Raw genomic sequence first — 16,199 nt, forward strand, 5'->3', positions numbered from 1 at the left:
GACCCGACCGCCTACCCTTGATCGCAATGACCCGAAAACGCCGTATCCCGCCCTCCCCCCTCCCCCAACGCGACGGAGTCGACCCGGTGCGGGTCCGCCTGCCCCCCGAAGAGTCCTGGACCACCGTGCGTGAATACCTGGTGGACCGGCTCTCGGGGGCGGGCGACGGGGTCGTCGATCAGATGATGGACGACGGGCTGTTCGTCGGGGTGGACGGGGCGAGTGTGGCCGGGTTGCCGTACGAAGCCGGGATGTTCGTGTGGTTCCACCGGGAGCTGCCCGTCGAAGTGCCGGTGCCTTTCGCCGTGGACGTCGTGTACCGCGACGAGCACATCGTCGTCGCCGACAAGCCGCACTTCCTCGCGACCACCCCGCGGGGCAGTCACGTCGTCGAGTCGGCGTTGGCGCGGCTGCGCAGGGAGTTGGGGATCCCGGCACTCGGGGCCGCGCACCGGCTCGACCGACTCACCGCCGGGCTCGTGCTGTTCACGGTGCGGCCCGAGGAACGGGGCGCGTACCAGGCGCTGTTCCGGGAGAAGCGGGTGCGGAAGGAGTACGAGGCCGTCGCACCGTACGATCCGGGCCTCGACCTTCCTCGTACCGTGCGCAGCCGGATTCTGAAAGAGCGCGGGGTGATGGCAGCCCAGCAGGTCGAGGGTGAGGTCAATGCCGTCAGCCGGGTCGAGTTGGCCGAACAGCGCGGCGACGGGCTCGCCCGGTACCGGCTCGTGCCCAGTACCGGGCAGACCCATCAACTGCGGGTCCACATGAGCGCGTTGGGCGTGCCCATCCTCGGTGATCCGCTGTATCCCGTGGTGACCGACCCCGTGCCGGACGGCGACTTCCGGCGGCCGCTCCAACTACTGGCGCGGGCACTGGAGTTCACCGATCCGGTCACGGGGGCCGAGCACCGGTTCCGTAGCGGGCGGGTGCTCGAAGCCTGGGCCTCGTACGAGGACTGGGACGGTCAGTAGCCCCGCCACCACCTCAAGAACCTTTGCCACGCGCCCAGTTGGTGTACCGGTTCCGGCGTCGCCACCGGCTCCGGCGGTGCCGTCGGCTCGGCGGCCCGGGGCAGCGGCGCCGATGCCGGCTGCGGGTCGGACGGCATGCCGACGTGCCAGGTGTGGCGGGGTTGCGGAACCGCCGCGTGGCCCGGCTTCTCCGAGACGTCCTGCGGGGGCTTCGGGGCGAACTGCACCGGCAGCTCCACCAGGTGACGCGAGGCGATCGACGACGTCCAGCTCAACTCGTCCTCGTCGCAGTCGAGTTCGATGTCCGGGAGGCGCATCAGCAGCGCGTCCACCCCGGTGTCGGCGATGGCGCGGCCGATGTCCTGGCCGGGGCACTCGTGCGGGCCGCCGCCGAAGGCCAGGTGGGAGCGGTTGCCCATCATGTTGGCCTTGAGGTCGGGGCGTACCCGGGGGTCGACGTTGCCCGGCGCCGGTGCGAAGAGCAGGCCGTCGCCCTTGCGGATGCGCTGGCCGCCCAACTCCGTGTCCTGCTTGGCGAAGTAGGCGAAGACGGTGGAGAACGGCGGCTCGTCCCACAGGGACTGCTCGACCGCCTCCGGCACCGTCATCTGCCCGCCGTTGAGCTGGGCGCGGAAGCGCGGGTCGGTGATGACCATGCGCAGCGCGTTGGCGAGGAGGTTGGTGGTGGCCTCGTAGGCGGCGAAGAGGACGAGCCGCAGGTGCTCCCTGACCTCGTCGTCGCTGAGCCCCGCCGGGTGCATGACGAGGTGGCTGGTGAAGTCGTCGGCGGGCTCGGCCCGGCGCAGCACCGTGAGCCTGCTGAGCGCGTCCATGACGTACTGGTGGCTGACGATCGCGGTCGCGGAGCCCTTGAGGGCGTCGCGGGCCGCCTCCACCATCTGCTCGTTGTACTCGTCGGGCATGCCGAGGATCTCGCACAGCACGGCCATCGGCAGGTGTTCGCAGAACTGGCCGACGAGTTCGGCGTGGCCCTGCTCGCAGAAGGTGTTGGCGAGGATCTGGGTGTAGCGGTTGATGTGCCGGCGGATGCCGCGCGGGTCGATGGTCGACATGGCGCCGGTGACCGCGCCGCGCAGCCGCAGGTGCTCGTCGCCCTCGGCGTGCGAGGCGATGGGCTGCCAGGCGATGTGCGGCATCAGCGGGTGGTCGGGCTTGACCATGCCCTCGCGCAGCGGCGTCCAGACCCGGCTGTCCCGGCTGAACTGCGAGGGCGTACGCACCATGTGGAGGTTCTCGGTGTGGCCGAGGACGACCCAGATCGGCACGTCGTCGTGGAGCAACACCGGTGCCACGGGGCCGTGTTCGGCGCGGAGCTTCTCGTAGAGGGCGCCCAGGTCCGCCGCTTCGGGGCCGTACAGCCGGTGCAGTCCCCCGGGCCCCTGGCCGTGCGCGGGGCAGCCGGGGGGCGGGCCGAGCCCGGTGTCGTCCGTATCGGTCGGGGAGTGGTGTTCAGGCGTCACGGTGATCGCTCCGAAAACTGAGGTGGATCCGGTGTCGGGGGAGTTGGGCGGGTCAGGTCAGTGAGCCCGTCATCGCCAGGGAATGCAGGAAGCGCATCAGGGTCATCAGGACGTCCCGGCTGGAGGCACGGCGGCGCGCGTCGCACTCGATGATGGGGATGTCCGGGGACAGGTCGAGCGCCGTACGCAGGTCCTCGATGGGGTAATGCGGGCCGTCCGGGAAGGAGTTGACCGCGATCACGAACGGCACCCCGCGCTCCTCCAGCCGTCCTATGACGTCGAAGCTGACTTCGAGGCGCCGCGTGTCGATCAGCACCACCGCGCCCAGCGCGCCCTCGAACAGGCCGTTCCACAGGAACCAGAAGCGTTCCTGGCCGGGGGTGCCGAACAGGTACAGCACCAGTTGGTCGGTGATGCTGATGCGGCCGAAGTCCATCGCGACGGTGGTGGCCGTCTTGCTCTCCGAGCCGTAGTTGTCGTCGACGCCGACGCCGGCCTGCGTCATGGTCTCCTCGGTGGTCAGCGGCCTGATCTCGCTGACCGAACCGACCATGGTCGTCTTGCCGACCCCGAAGCCGCCGACGATCACGATCTTCACCGCGGCCTGGGCCGTGTGCGGGAGATGGTCCTCGGTCCGAGGGCCCGTGACGGTGTCAGAGCTTTTGAAGTCCATGCATCACCGCTTCGAGGAGGGAACGGTCGGGGAGCGCCTGGCGGACGATCGGGGCGCGCGCCTGCACCAGTTCGGCCGTCAGCAGCTCGGTGAGCAGGACGGTCACCACGCTGTACGGCAGGTTGAGGTAGGCCGACAGCTCGGCCACGGACAGCGGGGCGATACAGAGCCCGAGCAGGGCCGCCTGCTCCGGAGTGGCCGACTGCGGCGCGTCGGAACGCGCCACGATCAGCGTGACCAGGTCGAGTTCGGCCCGGTCACCGTCCTCGGTCGCGCCGGTGAGCACGTACAGCCGCTCCGGAATCTTTCCTTCGCCCTGCTTCTTGGCGGGCTCGGGCGGCGGTCCATCCTTCGGATGTCGCCGCTGGCGTTGCGGAGGAGTCATACGGTCTGCCCGTTGCGCCTCGGCGGGCTGGTGAGGTGGGCGCCGATTCTGACGACGAGGTCACGCATGCGGTTGCTCATCAGGCCGGGCTCGGCGACGACGTCGGACAGCACCGCCAGGTAGGCGTTGGCGCCCGCGGCCATCAGATAGAAGTAGCCGCCGTTGATCTCGATGATGACCATCTTCATCCGGCCGTCGCTGCCCGGGATCTCGGAGGCGACGGCACCCGCCAGGCTCTGCAGTCCGGCACAGGCCGCGGCGACACGGTCGGCCGCGTCCGGGTCGCCGCCGTAGCGGGCGATGCGGAGTCCGTCGGCGGAGAGCACGACGATCTGCTGGATGCCGGGCACGCCGTCGGCGAGATCCTTGAGCATCCAGTCGAAGTTGGCTCGCTGCTGGATCACTTGAGGTCCCCCTCGTCGTCGGCCTCGACTCGGGCCGGCTCGGTCTTCTGGGTGAAAGCGGTCGGGTCCGGGTCACCCTTGAGGCCTTCCATGAACGCCTCGACCCACAGGCCCGGTTCGGGTTCGTCCTTCTTCTCCGGCTCGGGCTCGGGCGTACCCCACGCGGAGCGGGCCTCCCGTGCGGCGGCCTCGGCGCGCTCGGCGGCGGCCTGTTCGGCGTACCGCTGGGCGAGCGGCACCTTGACCCGGCTGCGGCGCTGCGGCAGACCGCCCGCCGTCCACTCGGTGACCTCGGGAACCTCGTCCTCCATGCTCACCGAGGCCGGGATGCGCGGGCTCGTGGGGCGACGCCGCTTGATCGTGCGCTTGGGGCCGTCGACCGCGCCGAGTTCGGCCTTGGGCATGGCGGTGGCGCCGATGCCGTGGGCGAGTCCGGGTGCGGTGCCGGGGGTGAGCATCTCGCTGGGCACGATGAGGACGGCGCGGACGCCGCCGTAGGCCGAGGCGCGCAGCGAGATCTGCATGTTGTACGTCGCGCAGAGCCGGCCGACGACCTGGAGGCCCAGGCGCGGACTCTCGCCGAGGTCCTGGAGGTCGGTACCCGCCTTGGCGCGCTCCAGCATGCCCTCGGCGCGGGCCCGCGACTCCTCGCTGAGGCTGACGCCGCCGTCCTCGATCTCGATGGCGACACCGGTCTGTACCTCTACGGCGGTGACGTGCACCTTGGTCTGCGGGGGCGAGTAGCGGGTGGCGTTGTCGAGGAGTTCGGCCGCCGCGTGGATGACCGGCTCGACGGAGATGCCGCGGATGTTGACCTTGGCGATGGAGTGCAGCTCGATGCGGCGGTACTCCAGGATGCGGGACATGGCGCCGCGCAACACGCTGTACAGCGGCACCGGTTCGGGCCACTGGCGGCCGGGGCGGCCACCGCCGAGCACCGAGATGGAGTCGGCGAGCCGGCCGATCAGCGCGGTGCCGTGGTCGATGCGCAGGAGGTCGTCGAAGACCTCGGGGTTACGGCCGTGGTCCTCCTCCATCTCCCGGAGTTCCTTGGCCTGTTGGTGGACGATGGCCTGCACACGGCGGGCGATGCTGACGAAGGAACGCTGCGCGGAGTCACGCATGTTCTCCTCGCGCTGCACGATGTTGAGCACGGTCCTCAGCAAGTCGCGCTGCGGCTTGGGAAGTTGCCGCCAGTCGGGATCCGCGTCGACGACTTGGCGAATCACCTCTCCGGGGGATTCTCCACTGCTGAGCCGGTACAGCGTGGCGGGCAGGATCTCCTGGCCGAGGCGGACCATCTCCAGGTTCTGGTCGGCGAGCCGCCGTTCCAGATACGCGGTGTGACGGTCGTGCTCGACGCGGAGGTCCCGCAGGTTGCGTCCGCGGCGGACGGCTTCGGCCGCCGTCACGATCACCAGAAGGGTGGCGACGGCTCCGCACCAGCCGACGGCGATCCGGGCAGGCCCCGCCACCAGGGCGACGGCGGCCCCGGTCGCCGCGGCCATCACTATGGCAGGCGGCAACAGCACGCGCGCGTAGGGAAGTTCACGGCCACCGGGGGGCGATTGAACACTCACCATGTATGCCCTCTAAAGACAGGTCGGCTGGGGGGATCGGGGAACTCTGGGGGGAGCTTCTGTATCTTTTGCATGTTTGGGAACAAGTGCACGAATACAGCCCAACTCGGTGCACTGCGGGCGAGCTTAGTCCGACCGGATCACCGCTGTGTCATATTCAGCAAGCCCCTGAAAAGGGACATGAAAGAGGAGTACCCTCAGCCCATTTACACGCTGAGGCCTCATTCGCACACAGCGAGTTACGACGCATGGGCATACGAATATCACTCACCGTAACGAGTGAAGCATCCGTTCCGGATCAGCTGCCGGCGATGCGCAGCGCGGCGTCGGCCGTCGCCTCCGCGAAGGCGGACACCGGCCGCTCGGGGTCGGAGCGGTGCACGAGGATGACACCCTCGATCAGCCCGAACACCAGATCCGTCCGCAGCTCCAACTCGCTCTTCGCGAGCGCGCCACCGGCTGCGGTCGCGGCGAGCAACTGCCGGTAGGCGTCCTTGAGTTCGGCACGTACGGCATGAAATCCGGCGAACCGCTCGGCGCGCACTTCGGGCAGCAGATACAGCCCGCCGAGATTGTGCGAACCGCCGCACAGCAGCTCGACGTCGGTACGGCACAGCTCCCACAACCGGCCCTCGGCCGGGGTCGCGTCGTCCGCGAGCAGCTCCCGGGCGTACGTCAGCGAGGGCGTGACCGTGGACTCCAAGAGGTCCGCGAGCAGCTCCTCCTTGCCGGAGACGTAGTGGTACATCGACGCCTGCCGCATGCCCGCGCGCTCGGCGACGGCCCGGGTGGTGGTGGCCGCGTAGCCCCGGGTGGTGAACAACTCGGCGGCGGCGGAGAGGAGTTCGGCACGCGGTTCGAGCCCGCTGTCCGGCCGCTGGTCGGCCCGCGGCCGGCCGACCCGACGGCCCCTCTGTGCACCCGTTGTCCCCATGCGTTCGATCCTCGCACACGGCCCCGGACCGCGGACTCCCGGTGATCTTCGTGAGGGCTCGGTAACCGAGCGGCAACACCCGGGCAACCCCGGCGACCCGCCCGCCTCCTAATTTCTGTCGAGCGACAGAAATGCCGCACGACCACGACGTCCCCGCAGCCGGAGGTCCCCCGCGATGGCGACAGCGACCACTTACGGAGCCCGCGACCACGCCCGCGCCCAGGAGGGCAGGCGGGCCGAGGCGATGCCCGTCGTCCCGGCCGGCGACTGGCCGGCCCCGCCCTGCGAGGCGGGCCACCTGGTGTGGGCCGAGACCGTCGCGGGCGGCAACTACACCCACCGCGTCCTCGCCCGCGGCACCGAACTCCGCCTGACCGACCTGCGCGGCGACGCCTGCGCCCACCTGCTCCTGTACGCGGCCGACCGCCCCTGGGAACGTCTGAACGTCGCCGACACGGTCAAGGTCCAGTGGAACGCCTACCTCGGCGAGGGCCAGCTCCTCCTCTCCGACCAGGGCCGCGTCCTCGCCTCCCTCGTCGCCGACACCTCCGGCCGCCACGACGCGCTGTGCGGCACCTCCACCCTGGTCCGGAACACCGAGCGCTACGGCGACGGCTCCCCGCAGTCCAACTCCCCAGCCGGACGTGAGCTGTTCAAGCTCGCCGCCGCCAAGAACGGCCTGGAACCACGCGACTTGCCGCCCTCGCTCTCCTTCTTCCAGGGCGTCGAGATCCGCGAGGACGGCTCCCTCGACTTCACCGGCTCGACCGGCCCCGGCGGCAGCGTGACCCTGCGCGCCGAGCACGACGTGACCGTACTGATCGCGAACGTCCCGCATCCGGCCGACCCGCGCGACGACTACGTCAACTCCCCGCTGGAGGTGCTCGCTTGGCGCGCCGAGGCCACCAAGCCGGGCGACCCACTGTGGGAGGCGACCCCCGAGGGCCGCCGCGCGTTCCTCAACACCACGGAATTCCTTGCCGCAAGGGGGCTCGCATGAGCACGACCGTCGTTCCCGCCCGCGCCGCCTGGTCCGCCGTCGTCCGCACGGGCGAGACCCTCACCGTCACCGACCTGCACGGCAACCAGGCCGTCGACTTCCTCGTCTACGACGCCCACGACACGTCGGTCCGCTACAGCGCCCCCGACACCATCCACGCCCAGGGCAACCTCTTCCTCACCACCGGCAGTGTGCTGATGTCCAACGAGCACACCCCGCTGATGACCGTCACGGACGACGAGGTCGGCCGCCACGACACGGTCGGCGGCGCCTGCTCCAAGGAGTCCAACACCCTGCGCTACGGCCACCACACCTGGTCGCAGCACGCGTGCGTGGACAACTTCCTTGCCGAGGGCGCCCGTTACGGCCTCGGCAAGCGCGACCTGGTTTCCAACATCAACTGGTACATGAACGTGCCGGTCGAGAAGGACGGCACCCTAGGCATCGTCGACGGCCTCTCCGCCCCGGGCCTGAAACTGACCCTGCGCGCCGAACGCGACGTCCTCGTCCTGGTCTCCAACTGCCCCCAGATCAACAACCCTTGCAACGGCTTCGAACCGACGGCCGTCGAGATGACCATCGGGGTCCCGGAATGACCTTCGCCACGCTGCTGATCGCCAACCGGGGTGAGATCGCCGTCCGCATCATCCGCACAGCCCGCGAACTCGGCCTGCGCACAGTCGCCGTGTACTCCGACGCCGACCGCTCGGCACCCCACGTCCGGCTAGCCGACGAGGCGGTACGACTCGGCCCGGCACCGGCCAAGGAGTCGTACCTGGACGCCGACTTGGTCCTCAAAGCGGCCAAGGACACGGGCGCGGGCGCGATCCACCCGGGCTACGGCTTCCTCTCCGAGGATGCGGCCTTCGCGCGCCGCTGCGAGGACGCCGGCATCGTGTTCGTGGGACCGACTCCCGCACAACTGGACCTGTTCGGCGCGAAACACACAGCACGAGCAGCGGCGGAGGCGGCGGGAGTCCAACTGGCGCCCGGCACAGGCCTGTTGGCAGACCTCGACGAGGCGCTCACCCAAGCCGCCCTGATCGACTACCCCGTCATGCTCAAGGCGACCGGCGGAGGCGGCGGCATCGGCATGTCGGCCTGCCACTCCCCCGCCGAACTCACCGAGTCCTGGGAGCGGGTGCAACGCGTCGCCGCCGCCTCCTTCTCCTCCGCCGGCGTCTTCCTGGAACGCCTAGTCGAGCACGCCCGCCATGTCGAGGTACAGGTCTTCGGCGACGGCGAGGGCAAGGTCGTCACCTTCGGCGACCGCGACTGCTCCCTCCAGCGCCGCAACCAGAAGGTGGTGGAGGAAGCCCCCGCACCGGGCCTCCCCGACCACATCCGCACCCAACTGGCCGCCTCCGCGCGCGACTTGTGCGCCTCGGTCGGCTACCGCTCCGCAGGCACCGTCGAGTTCGTCTACGACGCGACACGCGAGGAGGCCTACTTCCTGGAGGTCAACACCCGCCTCCAGGTGGAACATCCGGTCACCGAGGAGGTCTACGGCGTCGACCTGGTCGCCTGGATGCTGCGCCTGGCCCAGGGCGAACCCGACGTCGTCCGCGACCCCGGCACCCCGCGCGGCCACGCCGTCGAGGCCCGCGTCTACGCCGAGGACCCGTCCCGCGAACACCGGCCCAGCGCGGGGCTGTTGACCCGGGTCGAGTTCCCCGACGGCGTACGCGTCGACGGCTGGGTGGAGACCGGCACCGAGGTGACCACGTCGTACGACCCGATGCTCGCGAAGGTCATCGCCTACGGCCCCGACCGCGCCCACGCGCTCCGACGCCTCGACGAGGCACTGGCCCGCACCCGCATGGACGGCATCGAGACGAACCTCGGCCTGGTCCAAGCGGCGCTGGCCGAACCGGACTTCAGAGCGGCCACCCACTCCACGGCGACCCTCGCCACCGTCACCGACCCCACCCCCCGCATCGAGATCATCGCGGGCGGCACCCTCACCACGGTCCAGGACTGGCCCGGCCGCACCGGCTACTGGCAGGTCGGCGTGCCCCCGTGCGGCCCGATGGACGACCTCTCCTTCCGCCTCGGCAACCGCGCGCTCGGCAACGAGGAGGGCACCTCCGGCCTCGAATGCACCCTCCAGGGACCGACGTTGAGGTTCACCCACGCCACCACGGTGTGCGTGACGGGCGCCCCGGCACCGGTGACGATCGACGGAACGCCGGTCCCGCAGTGGGAGCCGGTGACGGTGCCCGCAGGCGCTGTCCTGGAGATCGGCACCCCCGCCGAACACGGCCTGCGCACCTACGTGTTGTTCGCGGGCGGTCTGGACGTCCCCGCCTTCCTCGGCAGCGCGAGCACCTTCACCCTGGGCCGCTTCGGCGGCCACGGCGGCCGGGCCCTGCGCACCGGTGACGTCCTGCACGGCGGCACGGTCACCGAGGGCACCCCCGTACCCACCGCCGACCGCCCCGCCTTCGGCGCCGTCTGGGACGTAGCAGCGGTCGAAGGCCCGCACGCGGCACCGGAGTTCTTCACCGAGGACGACATCCGCGACTTCTACGCGGCCGACTGGAAGGTCCACTTCAACTCGGCCCGCACGGGCGTCCGCCTGGTCGGCCCGAAGCCCCGCTGGGCTCGCACCGACGGCGGCGAGGCGGGCCTGCATCCGTCCAACATCCACGACACCCCGTACTCGGTCGGCGCCGTCGACTACACGGGCGACATGCCGGTCCTGCTCGGCCCCGACGGCCCGTCCCTCGGCGGCTTCGTCTGCCCCGCGACGGTCATCAGTCAAGAGCGCTGGAAACTGGGCCAGTTCAGGCCCGGCGACACGGTCCGCTTCGCCCCGGTGAACGTCGACGGTTCGCCCCGCCCCGACATCGTGGACGGCGGCATCCTGGCCAGGGACGGAGACGTCACCTTCCGCCGCAGCGGCGACGACAACCTCCTCGTCGAATTCGGCCCCATGCAGCTGGACTTGGCGCAGCGCATGCGGGTCCACGCCCTGATGGAGGCGGTGTCGGAGGCCGACTTCGAGGGCGTCACGGACCTCACCCCAGGCATCCGCTCCCTCCAGATCCAAACGGACCCGAGTCGCCTACCTCAGTCCGAACTCCTCACCTCCGTAAGGGAGATAGCAGCTTCCCTGCCCCCCACCGACCAACTGATCGTCCCCTCCCGCACGGTCCACCTCCCCCTCTCCTGGGACGACCCGGCGACCCGCGAGGCCATCGCCCGCTACATGGCCGGCGTCCGCGACGACGCCCCTTGGTGCCCTTGGAACATCGAGTTCATCCGCCGCGTCAACGGCCTGGATTCGGTAGAGGACGTCTACGCCACGGTCTTCGACGCGGAATACCTCGTACTCGGCCTGGGAGACGTCTACTTGGGCGCGCCCGTGGCAACCCCTCTGGACCCCCGCCACCGCCTGGTGACGACGAAGTACAACCCGGCCCGCACGTGGACGGCCGAGAACTCGGTCGGCATCGGCGGGGCGTATCTCTGCATCTACGGCATGGAGGGCCCCGGCGGCTACCAGTTCGTGGGCCGTACGACCCAGGTGTGGTCGGGCTGGCAGCAGCGCGGCGCGTTCGAGCAGGGCTCGCCCTGGCTCCTCCGCTTCTTCGACCGCATCAAGTGGTACCCGGTGGACCCGGACGAACTCCTCGAACTCCGGGCCGACATCACCTCCGGCCGCTTCGTCCCGCGCATCGAGGAGGGCACGTTCTCGCTCGCCGAGTACGAGGCGTTCCTCACCGGGAACGCCGAGTCCATCGGGGAGTTCAGGTCCCGCCAGCAGACCGCGTTCGGCGCGGAACGCGATGCCTGGGAGGCGGCGGGCGAGTTCACCCGGGCGGAGGCGGCAGCGGCCCCGGCACCACCGCAGGCCGAGGTGACGGTCCCGGCGGGCGGACGCCTGGTGGAAGCCGAATTCGCCGCGTCCGTCTGGCAGTTGAACGTCGAGCCCGGCGACGAGGTGACAGTCGGCCAACCCCTCCTGGCCCTGGAGGCGATGAAGATGGAGTCCAGAGTCCACGCGCCCATGGCCGGCATAGTCACGGAGATCCTGGCCAGGCCCGGCGACCAGGTCGAGGCGGGCACGGCGTTGCTCGTCCTCGCCCCCGCAAGCTGAACCTCAAGCCGCACCGCAAGGAGCACAAGAACGATGTCGACCACCGTGTCCCGAGTCCGCGCCGCCTACGCCCGCATAGAGGCGGTGAACCGCCCAGAGATCTGGATCGACCTACGCCCGCAGACAGAGGTCGAGCAAGAGGCACAGGCAATCGACGAGCGAGTGACGGCGGGCGAGCAACTCCCCCTCGCGGGCCGCCTGTTCGCGGCCAAGGGCAACATAGACGTCCACGGCCTCCCGACCACGGCAGGCTGCCCGGCATACGCCTACGCCCCGGAGACCGACGCCCCGGTGGTGGCCCGCCTCCGCGCGGCAGGCGCGATCGTGCTCGGCACCACGAACCTCGACCAGTTCGCCACGGGCCTGGTCGGCACCCGCTCCCCGTACGGCGCGGTCCGCAGCGCCCACGACCCGGAGCGGATCAGCGGCGGCTCCAGCGCGGGTTCGGCGGTAGCGGTGGCCCTGGGCATCGTCGACTTCGCCCTCGGCACCGACACGGCGGGCTCGGGCCGGGTCCCGGCCGCGTTCAACGGCATCGTCGGCCTGAAGCCCACCCGGGGTCTGGTCCCCACGGCGGGCGTGGTCCCGGCCTGCGCCTCCATCGACTGCGTGACGGTCTTCGCCCGCACCCTTCCCGAGGCCGAACAGGCCCTGACCTTCATGACCTCCCCACCGGCCCGCGCCCTCCCGCCCCTCCCCCAACGAGCGCCGGGCCCCTGGCGCGTAGCGGTCCCCCCACGAGACCAACTGGGCGAACTGGACGAGGGCTGGGCAGAGGCCTACGAGGAGGCAGTCACCCGCCTGTCCGACGCGGGCGCCGAGATCCGCCCCCTGGACCTCACCCCGTTCACGGAAGCGGCGGCGATGCTCTACGAGGGTGCGTTCGTGGCGGAGCGCTATACAGCCGTAGGGGCATTTGTCGACAAGACGATCGCATCCGGCACCGAGGGCCTGGACCCCACGGTCACCGGCATCATCACCCGAGCCCGAGACATCCCGGCCCACCAGCTGTACGCGGACGAGGAACGCCTGGCCGCCCTCCGCACCCGAGCCCTCTCCGAACTGGCCGACGCGGACGCCCTGTTGCTCCCGACGACTCCGGGCCACCCCACCCTGACCGAGGTAGCGGCCAACCCCCTGGGCGCGAACGCCCGCCTGGGCCGCTTCACCAACTCCACCAACCTCTTCGACCTGGCAGCGGTGGCCATCCCGTCGGGCGAGGTGAACGGGTTGCCCTTCGGCGTGATGCTGATCGGCCCGACGTTCACGGACGACCGCTTGACGCGCATAGCGCGCGAGTTGGACCCGGAGACCTACATCGCCGTAGTAGGCGCCCACCTGACGGGCCAGCCCCTGAACCCCCAACTCCTGTCCCTGGGCGCCCGCTTCGACCGCACCACCACAACGGCCCCGGTCTACCGCCTGCACGCCCTGACAACAACTCCGCCCAAGCCGGGCTTGGTTCACGTCGGCGAGGGCGGAGCGGCAATAGAGACAGAGGTATGGCGCCTCCCGGCAGAGGGCCTGGGCCGCTTGCTGGCAGGCCTGCCCCGCCCGATGACACTGGGAAGCGTGGAACTGGCAGACGGTACGAGGGTCCCGGGTTTCTTGTGCGAGCCGGCGGCGCTGGAAAACGCCGAGGACATCACAAGCCACGGCGGCTGGCGACCGTACCTGGGCTCTTGAAGCGGCGCAAGGCCACCTCCCTAGGGGCGCGGGGAACTGCGCGACCAGCCACAACGCACCCGCACCCGCACACGGTCACCCCACAGACGAGTACGCCACAACCCCCCGAAGCAACAACTCCACAGCCTTACGCGCATTCTTCGCCACGGTGGAAGACGCCTCGCCCCCAGTAACCGGCGCCGCAGCAGAAATCTGCCCCAGAACATCGATCACCTGCTTACACCACCGAACAAAGTCCCCGGCCGGCATCTCCACCTCCCGAAGGACCTCGTCCAACCCCTTCCCACTGGCCCACATATACGCGGCCCAGGCAAACCCAAGATCAGGCTCCCGCTGCCCAACCCCCTCGGTCTGAGTGATCCGGAAATCCTCCTCAAGGGCGTCAAGCCGCCCCCAGATCCGCACCATCTCCCCGAGCGCGGCCTTGGCCGCACCCGACGGCACCTTGGGCACCGTCGCGTCGTCACTGACCCGCGCCTCGAACACCAACGCCGAGACGCACGCGGCGAGTTCAGCAGGAGCAAGCCCCTCCCAAACCCCCTCCCGCAGACACTCACTGGCAAGCAGATCAAGCTCGCCGTACAGCCGCGCCAGCCGCTTCCCGTGCTCGGTGACCTCGTTGCCCCGCAGGTAGTCCAGGTCGGTCAGCAGCGCGACGATCCGGTCGAAGGTCCGGGCGATCGTGTTCGTCCGCCCCTCGATCCGCCGCTCCAACTGCGTCGTGTCCCGCTGCAGCCGGTGATACCGCTCGGCCCAACGCGCGTGATCCTCACGGTCGTTGCACCCATGACACGGATGCGCCCGGATCGCCGTACGCAACTGCGCGATCTCCCGGTCGTCCGCAGCCTGCGAGCGCTGCTTGCGGGCCCGCTCCGGCGGAATGTGCCCGGCCTTGGTGCGCAGCGCGGAGGCGAGGTCCCGACGGGACTGCGGGGAACGGGCGTTGAAGGACTTCGGGATCCGCATCCGGTCCAACGCCTCGACGGGAACGGGGAAGTCCATCGACGCGAGCCGCTTGACCTGCCGTTCCACCGTCAGGACCAGCGGGCGCGGCCCGTCGTGCTGCTCGAAGCCGCGATGACCGTTGGACCGGCCGGCGGGCAGTCCCGGGTCCAACACCAGTGCCAGACCCGCGTACTTGCCGGTCGGGACATGGATGACGTCTCCCGGCTTGAGCTTCTCCAGCGCCACGGCGGCCTCGGCACGCCGTAGCGCCACGCCCTGCCGGGCCAGCTCGGTCTCGCGGTCCTTGAGCTCTCGGCGCAGCCGCATGTAGTCGTCGAAGTCGCCCAGGTGGCAGGTCATGGAGTCCTTGTAGCCCTCCAGACCCTCCTCGTTGCGCTGCACCTGCCGTGAGATCCCGACGACCGACCTGTCCGCCTGGAACTGCGCGAAGGACGTCTCCAGCAGCTCCCGCGACCGGTGCCGCCCGAACTGCTCGACGAGATTGACCGCCATGTTGTACGACGGCTTGAAGCTGGAACGCAGCGGGTACGTGCGCGTGCCGGCCAGTCCCGCGAGGTGCTCGGGACTGATCCCGCGCTGCCACAGCACGACGGCGTGACCCTCGACATCGATACCGCGGCGGCCCGCCCGGCCGGTCAACTGGGTGTACTCGCCGGGGGTGATGTCGGCGTGCTGCTCGCCGTTCCACTTGACGAGCTTCTCCAACACCACCGAGCGCGCGGGCATGTTGATGCCGAGCGCGAGGGTCTCCGTGGCGAACACAGCCTTCACGAGCCCGCGCAGGAACAGCTCCTCCACGACCTCCTTGAACGTCGGCAGCATGCCCGCGTGGTGGGCCGCGATGCCGCGCTCCAGGCCTTCCAGCCACTCGTAGTACCCGAGGACATGCAGGTCCTCGTTCGGAATGGACGCCGTGCGCTCCTCGACGAGCGCACGCACCCTCTCCCGCGCCTCGTCGTCGTTGAGCCGCAGCCCGGCGTACAGACACTGCTGTACGGCGGCCTCGCAGGCGGCGCGGCTGAAGATGAACGTGATGGCGGGCAGCAGGTCCTCGTTGTCCAGCCGCTCGATGACCTCGGGGCGTCCCGGTGTCCACACCCGTGAACGCGATCTGCGCTCCCGCTCCCGGTCGGCCTCGCGCATGGCACGGCCGCGCTTGCGGTCCTGGTACGAGGGGCGCTGGGCCTCCATGCGGGCCAGGCGGGTGAGGTCGGGGTTGACGGCCTTCTTGTTGCCCTCGCCCTCCTCGAAGAGGTCGTACATCCGCCGTCCGGCGAGCACGTGCTGGAACAGCGGCACGGGCCGGTGCTCGGAGACGATCACCTCGGTGTGACCGCGGACGGTGTCGAGCCAGTCGCCGAACTCCTCGGCGTTCGACACGGTCGCCGACAGGGAGACCAGGGTCACCGACTCGGGGAGGTGGATGATCACCTCTTCCCACACGGCACCGCGGAAGCGGTCGGAGAGGTAGTGCACCTCGTCCATGACCACATAGCCGAGGCCGAGGAGGGTCTGCGAACCCGCGTACAGCATGTTGCGCAGCACCTCGGTGGTCATCACGACCACCGGGGCTTCGGAGTTGACGCTGTTGTCGCCGGTGAGCAGGCCGACCTTGTCCGCGCCGTAGCGGCGGCACAGGTCGGCGTACTTCTGGTTCGACAGTGCCTTGATGGGGGTCGTGTAGAAGCACTTCTTGCCCTGCTGGAGGGCGAGGTGGACGGCGAACTCGCCGACGATCGTCTTGCCGGAGCCGGTGGGCGCCGCGACCAGCACGCCCTTCCCCGCTTCGAGCGCCTGGCAGGCCTCGATCTGGAAGGGGTCGAGACCGAAGTCGTACATCTCGCGGAAGTCCGCGAGCGCGGTGGCCTGCTCGGCTGCCCGCAGGCGGGCTGCCGCGTACCGCTCGGCCGGGGAGAGGTCCTCTGTCATCGTGCTTTCGAGCGTACCGGGCGCCACTGACAACAGGACGATCATTATCCGTTCCCACGAGTCCTCCACACACGGAGACCGGCCG

The 16,199-nt window shown here is 70.0% G+C and carries 12 protein-coding genes; 5 read left to right on the plus strand and 7 right to left on the minus strand.

Features of this window, described 5'->3' with window-relative positions; translation table 11 throughout:
- Positions 1–26: 26 nt before the first annotated feature.
- Positions 27–974, plus strand: coding sequence for an RluA family pseudouridine synthase (locus tag OG407_RS12335; protein ID WP_405857647.1), 948 nt, complete (start codon positions 27–29; stop codon positions 972–974).
- On the opposite strand, the gene OG407_RS12340 is transcribed toward OG407_RS12335, so the two are convergent.
- From OG407_RS12340 to OG407_RS12365, 6 genes are all read right to left on the minus strand, one after another.
- Complete coding sequence (locus OG407_RS12340; protein WP_405857649.1) at positions 968–2,455, minus strand: cytochrome P450; 1,488 nt, start codon at positions 2,453–2,455, stop codon at positions 968–970. The two genes, OG407_RS12335 and OG407_RS12340, sit on opposite strands and share 7 nt — an antisense overlap.
- Before the next feature lie 52 nt (positions 2,456–2,507).
- Positions 2,508–3,128: an ATP/GTP-binding protein gene (locus OG407_RS12345; protein ID WP_327405299.1), complete on the minus strand. Its 621-nt coding sequence runs from the start codon at positions 3,126–3,128 to the stop codon at positions 2,508–2,510.
- A complete protein-coding gene (locus OG407_RS12350; RefSeq protein WP_405857651.1) occupies positions 3,109–3,513 on the minus strand; it encodes a DUF742 domain-containing protein in 405 nt (134 codons plus the stop codon). Before OG407_RS12350 ends, OG407_RS12345 begins: the two co-directional genes overlap by 20 nt.
- On the minus strand, positions 3,510–3,917 hold the full coding sequence (locus tag OG407_RS12355) for a roadblock/LC7 domain-containing protein (protein WP_019066134.1): 408 nt from the start codon (positions 3,915–3,917) through the stop codon (positions 3,510–3,512). The genes OG407_RS12350 and OG407_RS12355 overlap by 4 nt, the downstream gene beginning before the upstream one ends.
- Positions 3,914–5,500, minus strand: a complete 1,587-nt coding sequence (locus OG407_RS12360) for a sensor histidine kinase (RefSeq protein WP_403590086.1) — start codon at positions 5,498–5,500, stop codon at positions 3,914–3,916. Before OG407_RS12360 ends, OG407_RS12355 begins: the two co-directional genes overlap by 4 nt.
- 295 nt (positions 5,501–5,795) lie before the next feature.
- Positions 5,796–6,431: a TetR/AcrR family transcriptional regulator gene (locus OG407_RS12365; RefSeq protein WP_405857653.1), complete on the minus strand. Its 636-nt coding sequence runs from the start codon at positions 6,429–6,431 to the stop codon at positions 5,796–5,798.
- Positions 6,432–6,606: 175 nt separating this feature from the next.
- Between OG407_RS12365 and OG407_RS12370 the strand changes: the two genes are divergently transcribed.
- From OG407_RS12370 to atzF, 4 genes are read left to right on the plus strand one after another with little or no spacing between them, the layout of a single operon-like run.
- On the plus strand, positions 6,607–7,431 hold the full coding sequence (locus tag OG407_RS12370; protein WP_405857655.1) for an urea amidolyase associated protein UAAP1: 825 nt from the start codon (positions 6,607–6,609) through the stop codon (positions 7,429–7,431).
- Complete coding sequence (locus OG407_RS12375) at positions 7,428–8,027, plus strand: urea amidolyase associated protein UAAP2 (RefSeq protein ID WP_405857657.1); 600 nt, start codon at positions 7,428–7,430, stop codon at positions 8,025–8,027. The genes OG407_RS12370 and OG407_RS12375 overlap by 4 nt, the downstream gene beginning before the upstream one ends.
- On the plus strand, positions 8,024–11,533 hold the full coding sequence (locus OG407_RS12380) for a 5-oxoprolinase/urea amidolyase family protein (RefSeq protein ID WP_405857659.1): 3,510 nt from the start codon (positions 8,024–8,026) through the stop codon (positions 11,531–11,533). Before OG407_RS12375 ends, OG407_RS12380 begins: the two co-directional genes overlap by 4 nt.
- A gap of 33 nt (positions 11,534–11,566) precedes the next feature.
- On the plus strand, positions 11,567–13,219 hold the full coding sequence (gene atzF, locus OG407_RS12385; protein WP_405857661.1) for an allophanate hydrolase: 1,653 nt from the start codon (positions 11,567–11,569) through the stop codon (positions 13,217–13,219).
- 75 nt (positions 13,220–13,294) lie between these two features.
- Here the strand turns inward: atzF and OG407_RS12390 are convergent, their stop codons facing one another.
- Positions 13,295–16,159: a DEAD/DEAH box helicase gene (locus OG407_RS12390; protein WP_405857663.1), complete on the minus strand. Its 2,865-nt coding sequence runs from the start codon at positions 16,157–16,159 to the stop codon at positions 13,295–13,297.
- Positions 16,160–16,199: the final 40 nt, after the last annotated feature.

Source organism: Streptomyces sp. NBC_01515 (genome assembly GCF_045040345.1).
Classification (GTDB): Bacteria; Actinomycetota; Actinomycetes; order Streptomycetales; family Streptomycetaceae; genus Streptomyces.

Bases quoted from the DNA above. Each gene is read 5' to 3' on its own strand.
- OG407_RS12335 (WP_405857647.1), top strand. From the start codon at position 27: ATGACCCGAAAACGCCGTATCCCGCCCTCCCCCCTCCCCCAACGCGAC.
- OG407_RS12345 (WP_327405299.1), bottom strand. From the start codon at position 3,128: ATGGACTTCAAAAGCTCTGACACCGTCACGGGCCCTCGGACCGAGGAC.
- OG407_RS12350 (WP_405857651.1), bottom strand. From the start codon at position 3,513: ATGACTCCTCCGCAACGCCAGCGGCGACATCCGAAGGATGGACCGCCG.
- OG407_RS12360 (WP_403590086.1), bottom strand. From the start codon at position 5,500: ATGGTGAGTGTTCAATCGCCCCCCGGTGGCCGTGAACTTCCCTACGCG.
- OG407_RS12365 (WP_405857653.1), bottom strand. From the start codon at position 6,431: ATGGGGACAACGGGTGCACAGAGGGGCCGTCGGGTCGGCCGGCCGCGG.
- OG407_RS12370 (WP_405857655.1), top strand. From the start codon at position 6,607: ATGGCGACAGCGACCACTTACGGAGCCCGCGACCACGCCCGCGCCCAG.
- OG407_RS12375 (WP_405857657.1), top strand. From the start codon at position 7,428: ATGAGCACGACCGTCGTTCCCGCCCGCGCCGCCTGGTCCGCCGTCGTC.
- OG407_RS12380 (WP_405857659.1), top strand. From the start codon at position 8,024: ATGACCTTCGCCACGCTGCTGATCGCCAACCGGGGTGAGATCGCCGTC.
- atzF (WP_405857661.1), top strand. From the start codon at position 11,567: ATGTCGACCACCGTGTCCCGAGTCCGCGCCGCCTACGCCCGCATAGAG.
- OG407_RS12390 (WP_405857663.1), bottom strand. From the start codon at position 16,159: ATGATCGTCCTGTTGTCAGTGGCGCCCGGTACGCTCGAAAGCACGATG.